This window comes from Candidatus Salinivivens marinus (genome assembly GCF_965655845.1).
Taxonomy (GTDB): domain Bacteria; phylum Pseudomonadota; class Alphaproteobacteria; order Rhodobacterales; family Rhodobacteraceae; genus Salinivivens; species Salinivivens marinus.
Map to the genome: position 1 here is coordinate 60,227 of NZ_CBFHHX010000003.1, position 14,009 is coordinate 74,235.

The 14,009-nt window shown below is 41.5% G+C and carries 14 protein-coding genes and 1 riboswitch; of the genes, 11 read left to right on the top strand and 3 right to left on the bottom strand.

Annotation, left to right across the window (positions count from 1 at the left end; genetic code table 11):
- Positions 1-1,078: L-serine ammonia-lyase (locus ACTF5Q_RS03990; RefSeq protein ID WP_438953385.1), on the bottom strand; the 1,078-nt coding region annotated here is incomplete at its 3' end.
- 239 nt (positions 1,079-1,317) lie between these two features.
- Here ACTF5Q_RS03990 and rpiA point away from each other — a divergent pair.
- From rpiA to ACTF5Q_RS04020, 6 genes are all read left to right on the top strand, one after another.
- Positions 1,318-2,046, top strand: a complete 729-nt coding sequence (gene rpiA, locus ACTF5Q_RS03995) for a ribose-5-phosphate isomerase RpiA (RefSeq protein WP_438953386.1) — start codon at positions 1,318-1,320, stop codon at positions 2,044-2,046.
- A gap of 42 nt (positions 2,047-2,088) precedes the next feature.
- Positions 2,089-3,450: a glutathione-disulfide reductase gene (gene gorA, locus ACTF5Q_RS04000; protein ID WP_438953387.1), complete on the top strand. Its 1,362-nt coding sequence runs from the start codon at positions 2,089-2,091 to the stop codon at positions 3,448-3,450.
- A gap of 60 nt (positions 3,451-3,510) precedes the next feature.
- Positions 3,511-4,632, top strand: coding sequence for an FtsH protease activity modulator HflK (gene hflK / locus ACTF5Q_RS04005; protein ID WP_438953388.1), 1,122 nt, complete (start codon positions 3,511-3,513; stop codon positions 4,630-4,632).
- A complete protein-coding gene (gene hflC / locus ACTF5Q_RS04010) occupies positions 4,632-5,504 on the top strand; it encodes a protease modulator HflC (protein ID WP_438953389.1) in 873 nt (290 codons plus the stop codon). The genes hflK and hflC overlap by 1 nt, the downstream gene beginning before the upstream one ends.
- Positions 5,501-5,695, top strand: coding sequence for a DUF2065 family protein (locus ACTF5Q_RS04015; RefSeq protein WP_438953390.1), 195 nt, complete (start codon positions 5,501-5,503; stop codon positions 5,693-5,695). Before hflC ends, ACTF5Q_RS04015 begins: the two co-directional genes overlap by 4 nt.
- 124 nt (positions 5,696-5,819) lie before the next feature.
- Positions 5,820-7,286 (top strand): Do family serine endopeptidase, encoded by a 1,467-nt coding sequence (locus tag ACTF5Q_RS04020; RefSeq protein ID WP_438953391.1) that lies wholly within the window; start codon positions 5,820-5,822, stop codon positions 7,284-7,286.
- A 14-nt stretch (positions 7,287-7,300) separates the two neighbouring features.
- Here the strand turns inward: ACTF5Q_RS04020 and ACTF5Q_RS04025 are convergent, their stop codons facing one another.
- On the bottom strand, positions 7,301-7,675 hold the full coding sequence (locus tag ACTF5Q_RS04025; protein WP_438953392.1) for an OB-fold nucleic acid binding domain-containing protein: 375 nt from the start codon (positions 7,673-7,675) through the stop codon (positions 7,301-7,303).
- A gap of 100 nt (positions 7,676-7,775) precedes the next feature.
- Between ACTF5Q_RS04025 and ACTF5Q_RS04030 the strand changes: the two genes are divergently transcribed.
- Positions 7,776-8,099, top strand: coding sequence for a 2Fe-2S iron-sulfur cluster-binding protein (locus ACTF5Q_RS04030; protein ID WP_438953393.1), 324 nt, complete (start codon positions 7,776-7,778; stop codon positions 8,097-8,099).
- 20 nt (positions 8,100-8,119) lie between these two features.
- Here ACTF5Q_RS04030 and purD read toward each other — a convergent pair whose 3' ends face one another.
- Complete coding sequence (gene purD, locus ACTF5Q_RS04035) at positions 8,120-9,385, bottom strand: phosphoribosylamine--glycine ligase (RefSeq protein WP_438953394.1); 1,266 nt, start codon at positions 9,383-9,385, stop codon at positions 8,120-8,122.
- A 70-nt stretch (positions 9,386-9,455) separates the two neighbouring features.
- On the opposite strand from purD, the gene xseA reads away from it, so the two are divergent.
- The 4 genes from xseA to ACTF5Q_RS04055 all read left to right on the top strand — a co-directional run bounded on the left by xseA (position 9,456) and on the right by ACTF5Q_RS04055 (position 13,861).
- Positions 9,456-11,039 carry an exodeoxyribonuclease VII large subunit gene (gene xseA / locus ACTF5Q_RS04040; protein ID WP_438953395.1) on the top strand — a complete coding sequence of 528 codons (1,584 nt, stop codon included), beginning with the start codon at positions 9,456-9,458 and terminating at the stop codon, positions 11,037-11,039.
- 117 nt (positions 11,040-11,156) lie between these two features.
- On the top strand, positions 11,157-12,302 hold the full coding sequence (gene ftsY / locus ACTF5Q_RS04045) for a signal recognition particle-docking protein FtsY (protein ID WP_438953396.1): 1,146 nt from the start codon (positions 11,157-11,159) through the stop codon (positions 12,300-12,302).
- A 58-nt stretch (positions 12,303-12,360) separates the two neighbouring features.
- Positions 12,361-13,263 carry an EamA family transporter gene (locus ACTF5Q_RS04050; RefSeq protein ID WP_438953397.1) on the top strand — a complete coding sequence of 301 codons (903 nt, stop codon included), beginning with the start codon at positions 12,361-12,363 and terminating at the stop codon, positions 13,261-13,263.
- Between the two features lies 1 nt (position 13,264).
- On the top strand, positions 13,265-13,861 hold the full coding sequence (locus ACTF5Q_RS04055; RefSeq protein ID WP_438953398.1) for an inner membrane-spanning protein YciB: 597 nt from the start codon (positions 13,265-13,267) through the stop codon (positions 13,859-13,861).
- Between the two features lie 70 nt (positions 13,862-13,931).
- Positions 13,932-14,009: riboswitch (SAM riboswitch) on the top strand.

Sequence of the window (14,009 nt, forward strand, 5' to 3'; positions counted from 1 at the left end):
CTGCACAAAATCCTGCCGCAGCCATTGCACTGGCTGAGCCTACCTCTGCTTGACACCCAGCTTCGGCTCCACTAATGGACGCGTTGAATTTGACCAACCCGCCAATAGCGGCCGCTGTTAATAGAAAATCTTCAATCTTTGACTGTGAACTCGTTGGAACGTGGTCTAAATAATATCGGAGCACCGATGGCACAACACCTGCTGCACCATTGGTCGGGGCAGTTACTACTTGCCCGCCAGCTGCATTCTCTTCGTTTACCGCCATGGCATAAACACTCATCCAATCGTTAGTAGTATGCGGGGGAGTCAAATTTTTGCCCTTTTCTGAAATTAAAGCATCATAAATACCCTTAGCCCGTCTTTTTACATTCAACCCTCCTGGGAGCTGTCCATCATTTTCGAGACCTCGCTTTATGCACATATCCATAGTCTTCCAAATTCGGGATAGCCCGTCTTTTATAACTGCGTTAGAATGTATGGCTTTTTCATTATCCCTTTTCATTTCAGCTATGGATTTGCCAGAACTCCTTGCCATTTGAAGCATTTCAGCTGCGGTTTTAAAAGGATAAGGCACTTCGGTTTCAATTTCATTTTGGGACTGCTTTGAGAATTCGGACTTTGTTAGTATGAACCCTCCACCGATAGAAAAGTATATTTCTTCCAGTATTACATCTCCCTGGTGGTCTATGGCGTATAAAATCAATCCATTTGAATGTTCGTTTAGTCTTGGCCCATAATCAAAAATTAAATCTTCTGATGTATTAAATTTTAACTTGCCAAGTCCATCAGGTTCTAAAAAATGTGTTGATTGGATTCTGGAAAGTGCCTTACTTGCTTTTACTTCATCATAATTCTCTGGCGTAAACCCCTCGAGGCCTAGTGTGATAGCTCTATCAGTCGCATGGCCTGCGCCGGTAAATGCTAGTGAGCCATGTAAACGACAACGTACGCCCGCAAAGTTAAACGGTGAAGATCGCATTAATTCGAGAAAATTATTTGCCGCCACCATTGGACCCATGGTATGAGAAGAGGATGGGCCAATCCCAATTTTAAACATATCAAATACTGAAACAAACATCAGAAAGTTCCCATATTTCTAATAGTTTAGAGAAAAGTTATATTTTTTCTCGTGTCCAACTTCGTATAACGAAATTTCTACTAAAAGCTTTAACAATAATTACCCTTTGCACTCTAGGGTATTAGATAACTCAAATTACTAATAGAAACGACTGTTAATGACGAAGAAATGTCAATATAGAGTAAACGCAGTCAACCATTTTTGCTTTAATTTTTTGTGAAATAAGCCAGAGGAAGATAATGCTTACTGATTTGTCACCAAACGAGCGAGCAAAATACTTGTGCGCAGAGAAAGCTACTGAATTTGTCGAGTCTGGAATGAAAGTTGGTTTGGGTACCGGCAGCACTGCTTACTGGCTTATAAAGCATTTAGGTCAAAAAGTACGTGAGCGGGATTTAAAGATCAAGGGTGTGCCTACCTCAAAAAAAACAGCAGAGCTTGCCGAGAGAGAGGGCATTCCACTTATTACGTTGGATCAGGCTGGTTGGTTAGATGTGACCATCGATGGTGCAGATGAAATCAGTCCAAGTTTCAATTTAATTAAGGGTGGAGGAGGAGCTCATTTGAGGGAAAAAATAGTCGCTATGGCTTCCGATCAAATGATTGTCATTGCCGATACATCGAAAAAAGTCTCTGAATTGGGTTCATTTCCACTACCCTTGGAAGTGATACAATACGGCTGTGAGTCTACTAAAATTCAGGTTATTCGATATCTAGTGGAGATCGGATATAAGGACCCACGAGCAGTGTTTCGATCGTTGGAGGGCGAAAGATTTATTACAGATGAAGGTAATTTAATATTAGACCTTCACCTAAATTCTATTTCTGATGAAGATAATCTCTCAACTGATTTAAATTTAATTCCAGGCGTAGTAGAAAATGGCTTGTTCGTTAATATTTGTAAATGTGCTGTCTTGGCTGATGAAAATGAGCAGGTCACTGTAGAATTGAAAGACAGTGATGGTTGAGATTCTTAAAAGCCATTACAAAAAAATGGTTGAGTAAATTTAATGGGCTATGATTTTGATTTGTTTGTTATAGGTGGCGGTTCAGGCGGGGTTAGAGCTGCCCGAGTAACTGCCGCATTGCGTGACAAACGCGTTGGGCTGGCTGAAATGGATAGATATGGCGGTACGTGTGTCATTCGAGGATGCGTGCCTAAAAAGCTCATGGTGTTTTCTTCTGATTTTCCCTCTGCATTCAGGGAAGCTGTAGCGTATGGATGGGAGCTGCCAAAAGCGAACAGAATCGACTGGGATCTTTTCTCAAAAAAACTGAACGCTGAAGTATCTAGATTGGAAGGAATATATCGTAATCTTTTAAAGAATTCAGGCGTTCAAACGTTTGATCAGCGTGCGAAAGTTGTCGATGCTCATACTATTGAGTTGGAGAGTGGGACACAAATTACGTCGGAGTATATCCTGCTCGCTACTGGAGGCAAACCGGACTTACCAGATATACCTGGAATTGATAATGTAATAACATCGGATCAGGTTTTTTCGTTGAGTGCCCTCCCTGAAAAGCTTTTAGTTGTTGGTGGTGGCTATATTGCATGTGAATTTTCTTCAATATTCAACGGCTTTGGTTCTGGCGTAACTCAGTTCTGCAGAGGTAATACTATCCTCCGAGGTTTTGATATTGAAGCTACTTCTCTTGTTGCCACCCAAATGAAATCAAATGGCATAGATCTACAATTTGGTGTGAATGTACTAAAAATAGAGAAAGAAAAAAACGGTTTTCATGTTACTGATAGTTTTGGGCGGGATCAATATTTTGACCAGATTTTATTTGCCACAGGCCGCACTCCCAATTCAAAGGGACTGCAAATTGGATCAACTGGCTTGAAATTCGGTATAAATGATGAGGTTTTGGTTGATAAATACTCCAGGTCTTCAATCGGTTCTATTTACGCAATTGGTGACCTCACTAACCGAAAACAGCTTACGCCTGTTGCAATCAAAGAGGCTATGGCTTTTGTTGAAACTGTTTTTCATAAAAATCCAACTTTTTTAGATTATAATTGTATTCCTACAGCAATATTTACAAAACCAGAAATGGGCACGGTTGGTTTAAGTGAGGAATTAGCTGTTGAACGAGGCCCAGTTGATATATTTACAACATATTTTAAACCAATGAAGACTGGGTTTGCTGATAATGAGGATAAATCTTTCATCAAGTTGGTAGTGTGTAAAAAAACAGATAAGGTTTTAGGGGTGCATATCGTCGCACCTGGCGCGGGTGAGATGATCCAAATGGCAGCAATTGCACTAAGTATAGGGGCAACGAAAAAGGACTTTGATAACACTTTGCCCGTCCATCCAACGCTTTCGGAAGAGATAGTTACTATGCAAAAACCAATACGGAGTAGTTGAAATTTACAGATTAATTCCCAGTTATACTAAAAAGCACACGCTAACAAAAAGGAAAAATTAATGGCGGGTAATTCTGGCGGCCCTTGGGGCGGTGGATCTGGAGGACCGAAGCGTCCCAGCAATGGCAATGACGGTGGAAGGCCTCCTAAAAATAGCAATCAGGGGCAAATTCCTCCAGAAATTGATGATATGCTTAAAAAGGGCCAAGAACAACTACGTGTGCTCATGGGCGGAGGTTCGAAAAGAGGTGGCCGTGGCTCGGGTAATTCTGGTGACGGGGGTATGGGCCGCAATAGCTTTGTACTAATTTTTTTACTAATTGCGGGTCTATGGGCATTTGCAAGTTTTTATACAGTTAAACCTGAAGAAAAATCGGTAGAGTTGTTTCTAGGAAAATTTTCATCGATTGGAAATCCTGGTTTGAACTTTGCGCCTTGGCCATTAGTAACTAAAGAGGTCTTGCCGGTCACTCGCGAACAGAACGAGCAAATTGGTGTTGGTGGTCGTGGATCAGATGCAGGCCTTATGCTTACTGGGGACGAAAATATTGTTGATATAGACTTCGAAGTTGTTTGGAATATTCGGGATCCCGCCGAGTATCTCTTCAATTTGAGGGATCCGCAGATTACAATCCGTGCGGTAGCAGAGTCTGCAATGCGTGAAATTATAGCTCAATCCGAGCTAGCTCCGATCCTAAACCGAGATCGTGGTTCTATCGCCTCAAGGTTGCAAGAACTTATACAACTTACCCTGGATCGTTATGACAGTGGTATCAACGTAGTGCGTGTTAACTTCGACAGAGCGGATCCTCCCGAGCAGGTAATTGATGCGTTTAGAGAGGTTCAAGCTGCTGAGCAGGAGCGAGATCGACTTGAAAAGCAGGCGGATGCGTACGCAAACAGGGTGCTTGCCCAGGCTCGGGGTGAGGCAGCCCAAACCTTAGAACAGGCAGAAGGTTACAGGGCTCAGGTAGTAAATGGAGCGACTGGTGAGGCTAGCAGGTTTACTGCTGTCCTTCGAGAATACAAAAAAGCACCCGAAGTTACTAGAAAACGGTTATATATAGAAACAATGGAGCAGGTTTTTTCTGACGTTGAGAAAGTAATAATTGACGAAAGTGGTGGTGGCCAAGGCGTTGTTCCATACTTGCCGTTAAACGATTTGCGCAGGGAGAATAAGTAATGCGTAGAATTTCATATTTAATCCCCGCTTTAGTTGTGATTCTAGTTTTAGCTCTCTCATCAGTTTTTATAGTTGACGAAAGAAACAAAGCGTTAGTTTTACAGTTTGGTAGGGTAGTTGCCATAAACGAGGAGCCTGGGCTATCTTTCAAAGTACCTTTCATCCAAAATGTGGTGTACTATGAAGACAGAATACTCAGTAGTGTAATAGACCCTCTTGAAGTTACCCCTCTGGATGATCGCCGTTTGGTTGTTGATGCATTTACGCGATACCGTATATCAGATGTTAATCAATTTAGAGAAGCAGTTGGTACAGGTGGAGAGTTAGCTGCGGAAGGTAGATTAGATGGTATTTTACGGAATGAGTTAAGGGAAGTCCTTGGTTCAGTCTCATCTAATGATATTTTAAGTTCAGATCGCGCTTTATTGATGGAGCGCATTTTAAGTGGAGCTATTGTCAAGGGCCGTGCCATTGGTATTGAGGTAATTGACGTGCGGCTTAAACGGACTGATCTTCCCAGAGCAAACCTAGATGCTACCTTTGCCCGGATGAGAGCAGAGAGAGAACGTGAAGCAGCTGACGAAATAGCCAGAGGCAACGAAGCTGCTCAACGAGTTAGAGCGTTAGCTGACAGAACCGAAGTTGAGATAGTATCGGATGCTCGTCGCGATGGTGAAATTATTCGTGGTGAAGCGGATGCAGAACGTAATGCTATTTTTGCAAATGCATTTGGAGAAGATCCAGAGTTTTTTGAATTTTACCGGTCTTTGACAGCATACAAAAATGCTCTTCAAGGAAAGAACTCTACCATGGTGATTTCACCTGATTCTGAATTTTTTGATTACCTCAAGTCAGATATTGGTCTGCAATGATAACGACTCTTTTTTGGGGAGTAGGATTGCTTTTTTTGTTGGAGGGTATAGTTTATTTAGCTGCGCCCTCCTTAGTAGAAAGCGTTGTAAAAATAGTAGCTAAAACGTCAATTCAGCAGAGGAGAATGCTAGGGGCCTCAATGGCATTAGCAGGCACATCGATTTTGTGCGTAGTAAAATTTCTAAGCTAATGATTGTAAAAGCTATTCAATTTTTATACCGAGCTATTGTCGTAATATGATTGCCACCCTATCTGTATAAAAACATAAATACGTCTCATTCAGTTCAACTTTAAAAAAACTTCGGATCGACAATATGCTTTATAAATCGCAATTTCTCGTGCGCGGCAGAACAGTAGAAGTAAGAAGCCAAGCTAGGATACTTTTTTTGGTTTCTTGTTTTTTGATTATTCAACTAACTGCAAGTATAATAAAAGCTGCCCCAGAAAGCCTCGCACCACTGGTCGAGAAAGTCAGTCCTGCTGTGGTAAACATCACTACATCTACAACGGTTACGGCTCCAGTTGGTCCACAAGGGATAGTGCCGGAGGGTAGTCCATTTGAAGATCTTTTCCGTGATTTTCAGGATCGTAACGGGGGCAATGGAGCTCCAAGAAACTCTTCAGCTTTGGGATCAGGGTTTGTTATTTCTAATGACGGGTACGTAATAACGAACAACCACGTGATTGAAGACGCTGACGAGATACGCATAGAATTTAGAGATGGTATAGAGCTTGAGGCAAAGGTTGTCGGTGTAGATAAGAATATTGATATAGCGCTGCTTAAAGTTGAGCACGATGTAGATCTACCCTTCGTGCAATTCGGTAATAGCGATATTTCTAAGGTAGGAGATTGGGTAATGGCTGTGGGAAACCCACTAGGCCAGGGTTTCTCAGTATCTGTAGGAATAATCTCAGCCAGAAATAGAGAACTTTCTGGTGCCTATGATGATTACATACAAACCGATGCAGCGATAAACCGGGGTAACTCTGGAGGGCCTCTATTCAATATGGACGGTGAAGTTGTTGGTGTAAATACAGCTATTTTGTCGCCAAATGGGGGTTCGATAGGCATAGGTTTTTCAATGTCATCCAATGTGGTCGCTCCAGTAGTAGATCAACTGCGAGAATTTGGAGAAGTTCGGCGAGGCTGGTTAGGTGTTAACATTGGAAATGTTACTGATGATATGGCAGAGGCTCTTGGCTTGTCAGATACCTCGGGTGCAATAGTTTTAGACGTTTTTGATGGTCCTGCTTTGGATGCTGGACTGAAAAGCATGGATATAATTATATCTTTCGACGGGCAAGATGTAGGAAGTTCGGGAGAACTTGTAAGACTTGTGGGTAAAACAGCAGTTGGCAAAACAGTTAATGCTATTATTGTAAGAGAGGGTAGCGAGCAGACCTTATCGATCACACTAGGGCAGAGGCCTGATCCTGACGCATTAGCCCAACGGCAAGAAATAGTACCAAAGAAAGAAGAGCCGCAAACCATATTGGGAATGTCTTTAATAGAGATTACGGATGTTCAAAGGCAAGAGATGGATCTTCCATCTGAAAGCTCAGGTCTAATAGTGATGGAAGTGGGAGAAGAGAGTGTTGCATTTGACAAGGGTATTAGGCCTGGCGACATAATTAGCGATGCTGGTCAAAAAGCAGTTTCCACTTTGGGTGATTTTCTTACTCGAATTGACGAAGCGAAGAAAGCTGGTCGAGAATCTGTATTGTTGCTAGTTCGCCGAGATGGGCAGCCAAGGTTTGTAGTGTTACCTATAGATGATTAAACTAATTTAATCTTTTATTGGCTTTTAGAGAAAATTAATTTGTCCAAAAGGTCCGAAATATCTTCAATTTTTTCAGCTACTACGTGGGTTGTGTCTCCTTCATGTTGGAGTTTACCAGTAATTCGTAACAGTCTTCCTGATATTATAGCACGTCTATTTTTTTCATATACCTTGCGCCAAATTATTATATTTGCGTAACCTGTTTCATCCTCTAAAGTAAGGAAGATAACTCCCTTTGCCGTGCCTGGTCTTTGGCGTAAAATTACCAAACCTGCGACACAAATTGGAGTCAAATGGGCTGCCTTTTTAAGCATATTTGCGGGACACGCACTAGGGGGTTTAGGCCAGTTATAAAGCTCTTCGTAAGACATAGAACAAATATAGAACATTGTTATTTTGTCGCAAGATATAAAATCAGGGGTCGCAAATTTCCTTTTTGAAGGTTAAGTAGTCGCTTATAAAAATTTATTTAAGCGAAGAGAGTGACAAATGCCTAAGATTACATATGTTGAGCATGGCGGCAGTGAACATGTAGTAGAAGTCTCTACCGGTCTTACAGTAATGGAGGGAGCTAGGGATAATAATATACCTGGTATTGATGCTGACTGTGGAGGTGCGTGTGCATGCTCAACCTGTCATGTTTACGTTCACCGTGATTGGGTTGAAAAACTACCAGCGCGCGAACCCATGGAAGAAGACATGCTCGATTTTGCTTATGAGCCGGATCCGGTAAGATCTAGGTTAACTTGTCAGCTCAAAGTCACAGATGCATTGGATGGTTTGGTCGTTCAAATGCCAGAAAAGCAAATATAATTCTGTGTTAAATGGTGACATTACAATAAAGCTCTCCACCCAATATCAGTCCGATAGAAGCCTTCTTTCCAATCAATCGATTTGGCCATCTCATAAGCAACTGATTGCGCTTCCGCCAAAGTTCCCCCCCTTGCTGTAAAGCTCAGAACTCGTCCACTGTTTGCTACCAAATTATTGGCTTCTTTCGTAGTTCCTGCATGAAAGCACATTTGGGACGAGGAGCTAGACAAGTTTTTAACACCCTTTATAATAGATCCTTTTTTAATTTTGCCTGGATATCCAATAGATGCCATAACTACGCAAAGAGCATGATCGTCGGCCCAACTTATCTGGCACTCATCTAAGTCGCCGTTGCTTGTTGCTATAAGTAAATCCAGGACTTGCGCGCCTAATCTCATCATTAAAGGTTGACATTCTGGATCACCAAATCTTGCGTTATACTCTACCAAACGTGCCTTCTCATCTTTAATCATTAATCCTGCATAAAGCACCCCTTGATATGGCTCGCCTCGTCTCTCCATTTCACGCAAAGTTGGTTTAATGATTTCCTCAATTACGGTGTCTTCAATCTTTCCTGTTAAAACAGGTGCTGGTGAGTAAGCACCCATTCCACCTGTATTTGGTCCCGTATCACCATTGCCTACGCGCTTATGGTCTTGAGCTGTTCCAATCGGTAGTAGTTTTTGCCCATTACAAAGTACAAAAAACGATACCTCCTCACCCTCCATAAACTCTTCAATAACAACTTTCGGTTCTAGATTCTGATTACCAGAATTAAATATATCTTCTAATGCTTGATAAGCAGTTGGCAAATCCATTGCGACAGTAACGCCTTTCCCGGCAGCGAGACCATCAGCTTTTATTACTATTGGAGCACCCTGTTCTTCTACATATTCTTTTGCAGATCCCAGTTCATTGAACTTTGCGTATTTTGCAGTTGGTATATTCGCAGACGTGCATATTTCTTTCATAAAGCTCTTTGAAACTTCTAAATTAGCGGCTGCTTGGGTTGGGCCAAAGACAAGGAAACCATTATGTTTAAGTGCATCTGAAACGCCGGCAGCCAGAGGTGCTTCTGGGCCGATTATAACAAAATCTATCTTCTCGCGTCTTGCTAAAGCTACTACTTCGTCGCAATTTTCAATGTTGGTCTTTGAAATTTCAGCAATATCTGCTATCCCGGCATTTCCAGGGGCCACAAGTAATCTACTACATTTTGGATTTTGTTTGACAGCCCAAGCTATAGAGTGTTCTCGAGCACCACTGCCAAGTATAAGGATATTCATGTTTCAAGACCCCTTGGACTCCATCTATCAGCGTTTTATGCTTGCATTAATTAGAAAGCAAGGGCGGTAAATGTCTGAAGTAATAGAGAATAATCTAGTGGGCGATAACCAACCTGAATATAGCGTGAGTGAAATTTCGGGCGTTGTTAAGGGGCTTATTGAAAGTGAGTTTGAATACGTTCGAATTCGAGGTGAAATTGGTCGAGTTTCAAATCCCCGATCTGGTCATATCTATTTGGATCTTAAGGATGAAAGGTCAGTTTTAGCGGCAGTTATTTGGAAGGGAAATGTCCGAAATCTTCCAGCAATGCCAGAGGAGGGTTTAGAAGTTGTTGCATCGGGAAAGTTAACCACTTTCGGGGCTCAATCTAAATATCAACTGATCGTAGATCAGATCATGCCCGCGGGTGAGGGTGCATTGATGGCTTTGCTCGAAAAGCGTAAAGAAAAGCTTAAGCAGGAAGGCATGTTCGATGTGTCAAGGAAAAAGCCTTTACCCTATTTGCCGGATGTTATTGGCGTCATAACGTCCTCATCCGGGGCGGTGATAAGGGATATACTGCATCGGCTGAAAGACCGTTTTCCGAGAGAGGTTTTAGTTTGGCCCGTTTCTGTTCAAGGCGATAGGTGTGCGCTGGAGGTGTCCAGGGCTATTGATGGCTTCAACAGATTGACAGAATTTGATGAAATTAAGAAACCAGATCTACTAATTGTGGCTCGGGGAGGTGGATCATTGGAAGATTTATGGGGCTTCAATGAAGAAATTGTATTGCGTGCTGTTGCTGCATCGGACATACCTGTGATTTCTGCAATAGGACATGAGACCGACACCACTTTAATTGACCTTGTTTCCGATGTAAGGGCGCCCACACCAACCGCTGCCGCAGAAATTGCAGTTCCGGTTTTAAGTGAGATATCCAAAGCTTTAGATAAGATCGTAAATAGACAATGGCAGCAACTCAAGCAAAAGCTATTAATTTCTGAGCAGAGATTGGTTGATATTTCAAGGTTGATGCCGAGAAGTGAAGAACTTTGTGCGTTACAAAGTCAAAGATTGGATGTTACATCTGAAAGATTGCCCAGGGGTCTCATAAGTCTACTTCAGCGTAACAAATTGCAGAGCGCGAGGGTGTTTGCAGGTCTACAGCCACGGTTTCTGAAGCAAGTGGTAAAGGCGCAGTATGAAAAAAAGACAAATTATTTTCAATCATTAAGGGCTGGTTTCAAGAAAAATTTAGAAACAAAATCTATCAAGCTTCAGCTAAAACTGAGTGATTTGCGAGCCAATGATTTGCATCGAGAGATTAAAAGAAAGGAACTTAATTTAAACCGGTTAACCCAACGTGTTTTAAACTTAGGATCCAATATCATAGTGCAAAGACTAGCAAATTTAAATAACCTGGATCGGCTAAGAGAAACACTTGGTTATAAAGAAACTTTAAATCGTGGTTACTCGGTAATCAGAGCGGATGGATCAGTCGTGACTTCTGTTTCAGAGGTCATTGAAAATGTTGAGCTTGAAGTAGAATTCAAAGATGGGAGAATTGGAGTTTGTATCTCCAACAAAACCGCTATTACAAAAAAACCGGTTGCCAAGCAAAACAACAAATCCGACGCTAAAGGTAGAGTGCCTAAGCAGGGTAGCCTCTTTTAGCGAAATATGGAATTTTTTGGTCAATGAAGATATCAAAAAAAATCACCCATGAAACTTTAAGCTGTATTATTAATTTAATAGATAGAAAATTGGGCCAGAGTCGCTTTGGGAGGCATAATGTCTTTTTTTAAGAAATTGAAAGATAGGTTATTTAAGTCGTCGTCAAAAATTGACGAGGGGTTGGAAGCCATTGTTCAAGAAGCGGCAGAAGATGTGCCCATTAATCAGGGTCAAGAAGAAGTCCAGGTTTTGAAAGGCAGTATTGACAATATAAATGTGTCAGAAGAATTGCCTCCAGAGCCAGAGCCAGAGCCAGAGCCAGAGCCAGAGCCAGAGCCAGAGCCAGAGCCAGAGCCAGAGCCAGAGCCAGAGCCGACTGGTATTATTGGTAAAATTTTTAAACGCGGCCGAAAAAACGCTATTTCCTCAAAGCGTGCTTTAGACAATGAGATGATAGATCAATTAGAGGAATTGCTAATTTCAGCAGATATTGGCGTTGAAACAGCTCTACGGGTTGTTTCCAATATGGCTCAAGGCAATATGGGTAAACGTTTGTCAGTGGATGAAATTAAACTTTTATTGGCAAAAGAAGTAGAAAGAATAATGGAGCCAGTTGCAAAACCCCTACCTATCTTCGCGCAAAAGCCTCAAGTGATTTTAGTAGTGGGAGTTAATGGGGCTGGTAAAACAACAACAATCGGCAAGATTGCGAGCCAACTTAAAGCTGTGGATAAGTCTGTCATAATTGCAGCAGGAGATACATTCAGGGCAGCCGCCGTTGAACAGCTCCAAATATGGGGTGAACGAGCAGACGTACCAGTTTTAGCAGCGCCCGAGGGATCGGATCCAGCTTCGCTTGCCTATGACTCTCTGTCAAAGGCGCAAGAAGAAGGCTCTGACATTCTTATGATCGATACTGCTGGGAGATTACAGAATCGCACAGATCTAATGGAAGAATTGGCAAAGATTGTGAGAGTATTAAAGAAAAAAGAAATATCAGCTCCCCATAATACCTTGTTGGTGCTTGATGCAACAACTGGCCAGAACGCGCTAAGCCAAGTTAAAATTTTTAAAGAGCTGGTAGATATTACAGGATTAGTCATGACTAAGTTGGACGGTACTGCCAAAGGGGGCGTTTTAGTTGCTCTAGCTGATCAATTTGCACTTCCAATCCACGCTATTGGGGTGGGAGAGCAACTTGACGATTTATCTCCCTTTGATCCAAAAGAATTCGCAAGTGCGTTGCTTGGAATTGATTACTAATAGAATGCAAAATATTTTTTTATGAGCATTGCTTTATGATTGCTGTAACGAATTTATAATGGTTGAGTGGTTGTTGCAGGCTGAAAATACTCAGCACGGAAGTAACTTAGCATTATTTTTGGCTATAAAGGCAGCTTTTTTGCATGCTATTTTTGGTGCTTTACAAAAAGGTAAATTTAATCCTTGGCTCATGAGAGCTGCCATTGACCTATCCTATGGATTAATGGCATTGCCTTTCGCGTTATTTATTGTTCCGTGGCCAGAATATTACATGTGGCCAATATTTTTAGGAGCTTTTATTATCCATACTGCATACAAAGTTATGCAAGCAATGGCTTACTCTCGAGGGGCATTCACTGTAGTTTATCCGATTGTTAGGGGCATTGGACCATTGCTTACAGTTATTGTGGCCTACTTTGTATTTTCGGAAAGTTTCAATCACATACAATGGTTTGGCGTTGTTATTCTGCTGTTCGGTATACTGGGCTTGGCCATTTATAATTTAAGATTTTTATCAAAGGGTAGAGAAACATTAGCTACTGCTTTAATTTTTGCATGTATAACTGGTGTCTTAGTAGCCTTGTATACCACATATGATGCCTATGGCATTCGAGCTACTGCCAATCCATTTACTTTTCTTGCATGGTTTTTCTTAATTGATGGAATTGCAATGCCCTTAATAGCATGTTGGAAATCCAAAGAAGCTATTAGATACAGCGAGCTAAAAAGTTTGATACCAAGAGGAATAATTGGTGGTTTGATTGCTTTTTTTAGTTTTGGATCAATCATGCTTGCAACAAGGCTAGACAAAGTGGGTGAGGCGGCTGTACTACGTGAAACGTCTATCGTTTTCGCAGCAATAATTGGCTGGCTTTTTTTAAAGGAAACTGTGGGCCCAAGAAGAATAACGCTGATTTTATTGATTGTGATTGGTGCGGTAATTGTTGAGTGGGGAGCTTAATATGTCAGAAGAAAATGAGAATACACTCCTGAAAAACCTTTTAGAGTATATTCCGATCGCCGTATTTTTTATTGTTTTTATCCTTTTTAAGGATGACGTAGTTGTATTATTCGGGCGCGATTTGAGTGGCTTTGTTTTAGCAACATTAGCGTTCGTTCCACTTGTGGTATTTACTACCGCTATTAGTTGGATTGTTTTGAAAGAAGTGTCGCGTGTTCAATTATTGACGCTTGTGCTAGTCGTAGTTTTTGGGGGTATGACAATATTCTTCAACGATGAACGCTTTTTGAAGATAAAACCTACCCTTATTTATTCTCTTTTTTCAATTATTTTACTGGTAGGCGTTTTTCGAAAAACCTCTTATCTAGAAGCCCTTCTGGGGAAAGCGCTACCACTTTCCTACGATGGTTGGATGATTTTAACGCGCAGGATGGCGTACTTTTTTCTTTTTTTAGCAGCTCTAAATGAATTTGTTTGGCGCACTCAATCCACAGAAGTGTGGGTATATTTTAAAACATTTGGTCTAACAGTTGCCATGTTCGCATTTTTTATTTCCCAATATTCAGTATTCAAAACCTATGGCAATTTTAAGGATTAGCTCGTCAGTAAATGTTTTTGGAAATTTTATCTTGCGCTTCAGTTATTGACTGCGAGCCTGCATAACGTTACGTGATCACTGTGGCGATTTGTAACCAGATTGCGGGCCACACACAAAAAAACCGCTAAAAGGTCAGGATGGAAGCGCT

Excerpts from the sequence above, each read along its gene's own strand:
- rpiA (WP_438953386.1), top strand. The coding sequence starts at position 1,318 with ATGCTTACTGATTTGTCACCAAACGAGCGAGCAAAATACTTGTGCGCA.
- gorA (WP_438953387.1), top strand. The coding sequence starts at position 2,089 with ATGGGCTATGATTTTGATTTGTTTGTTATAGGTGGCGGTTCAGGCGGG.
- hflK (WP_438953388.1), top strand. The coding sequence starts at position 3,511 with ATGGCGGGTAATTCTGGCGGCCCTTGGGGCGGTGGATCTGGAGGACCG.
- hflC (WP_438953389.1), top strand. The coding sequence starts at position 4,632 with ATGCGTAGAATTTCATATTTAATCCCCGCTTTAGTTGTGATTCTAGTT.
- ACTF5Q_RS04015 (WP_438953390.1), top strand. The coding sequence starts at position 5,501 with ATGATAACGACTCTTTTTTGGGGAGTAGGATTGCTTTTTTTGTTGGAG.
- ACTF5Q_RS04020 (WP_438953391.1), top strand. The coding sequence starts at position 5,820 with ATGCTTTATAAATCGCAATTTCTCGTGCGCGGCAGAACAGTAGAAGTA.
- ACTF5Q_RS04025 (WP_438953392.1), bottom strand. The coding sequence starts at position 7,675 with ATGTTCTATATTTGTTCTATGTCTTACGAAGAGCTTTATAACTGGCCT.
- ACTF5Q_RS04030 (WP_438953393.1), top strand. The coding sequence starts at position 7,776 with ATGCCTAAGATTACATATGTTGAGCATGGCGGCAGTGAACATGTAGTA.
- purD (WP_438953394.1), bottom strand. The coding sequence starts at position 9,385 with ATGAATATCCTTATACTTGGCAGTGGTGCTCGAGAACACTCTATAGCT.
- xseA (WP_438953395.1), top strand. The coding sequence starts at position 9,456 with ATGTCTGAAGTAATAGAGAATAATCTAGTGGGCGATAACCAACCTGAA.
- ftsY (WP_438953396.1), top strand. The coding sequence starts at position 11,157 with ATGTCTTTTTTTAAGAAATTGAAAGATAGGTTATTTAAGTCGTCGTCA.
- ACTF5Q_RS04050 (WP_438953397.1), top strand. The coding sequence starts at position 12,361 with ATGGTTGAGTGGTTGTTGCAGGCTGAAAATACTCAGCACGGAAGTAAC.
- ACTF5Q_RS04055 (WP_438953398.1), top strand. The coding sequence starts at position 13,265 with ATGTCAGAAGAAAATGAGAATACACTCCTGAAAAACCTTTTAGAGTAT.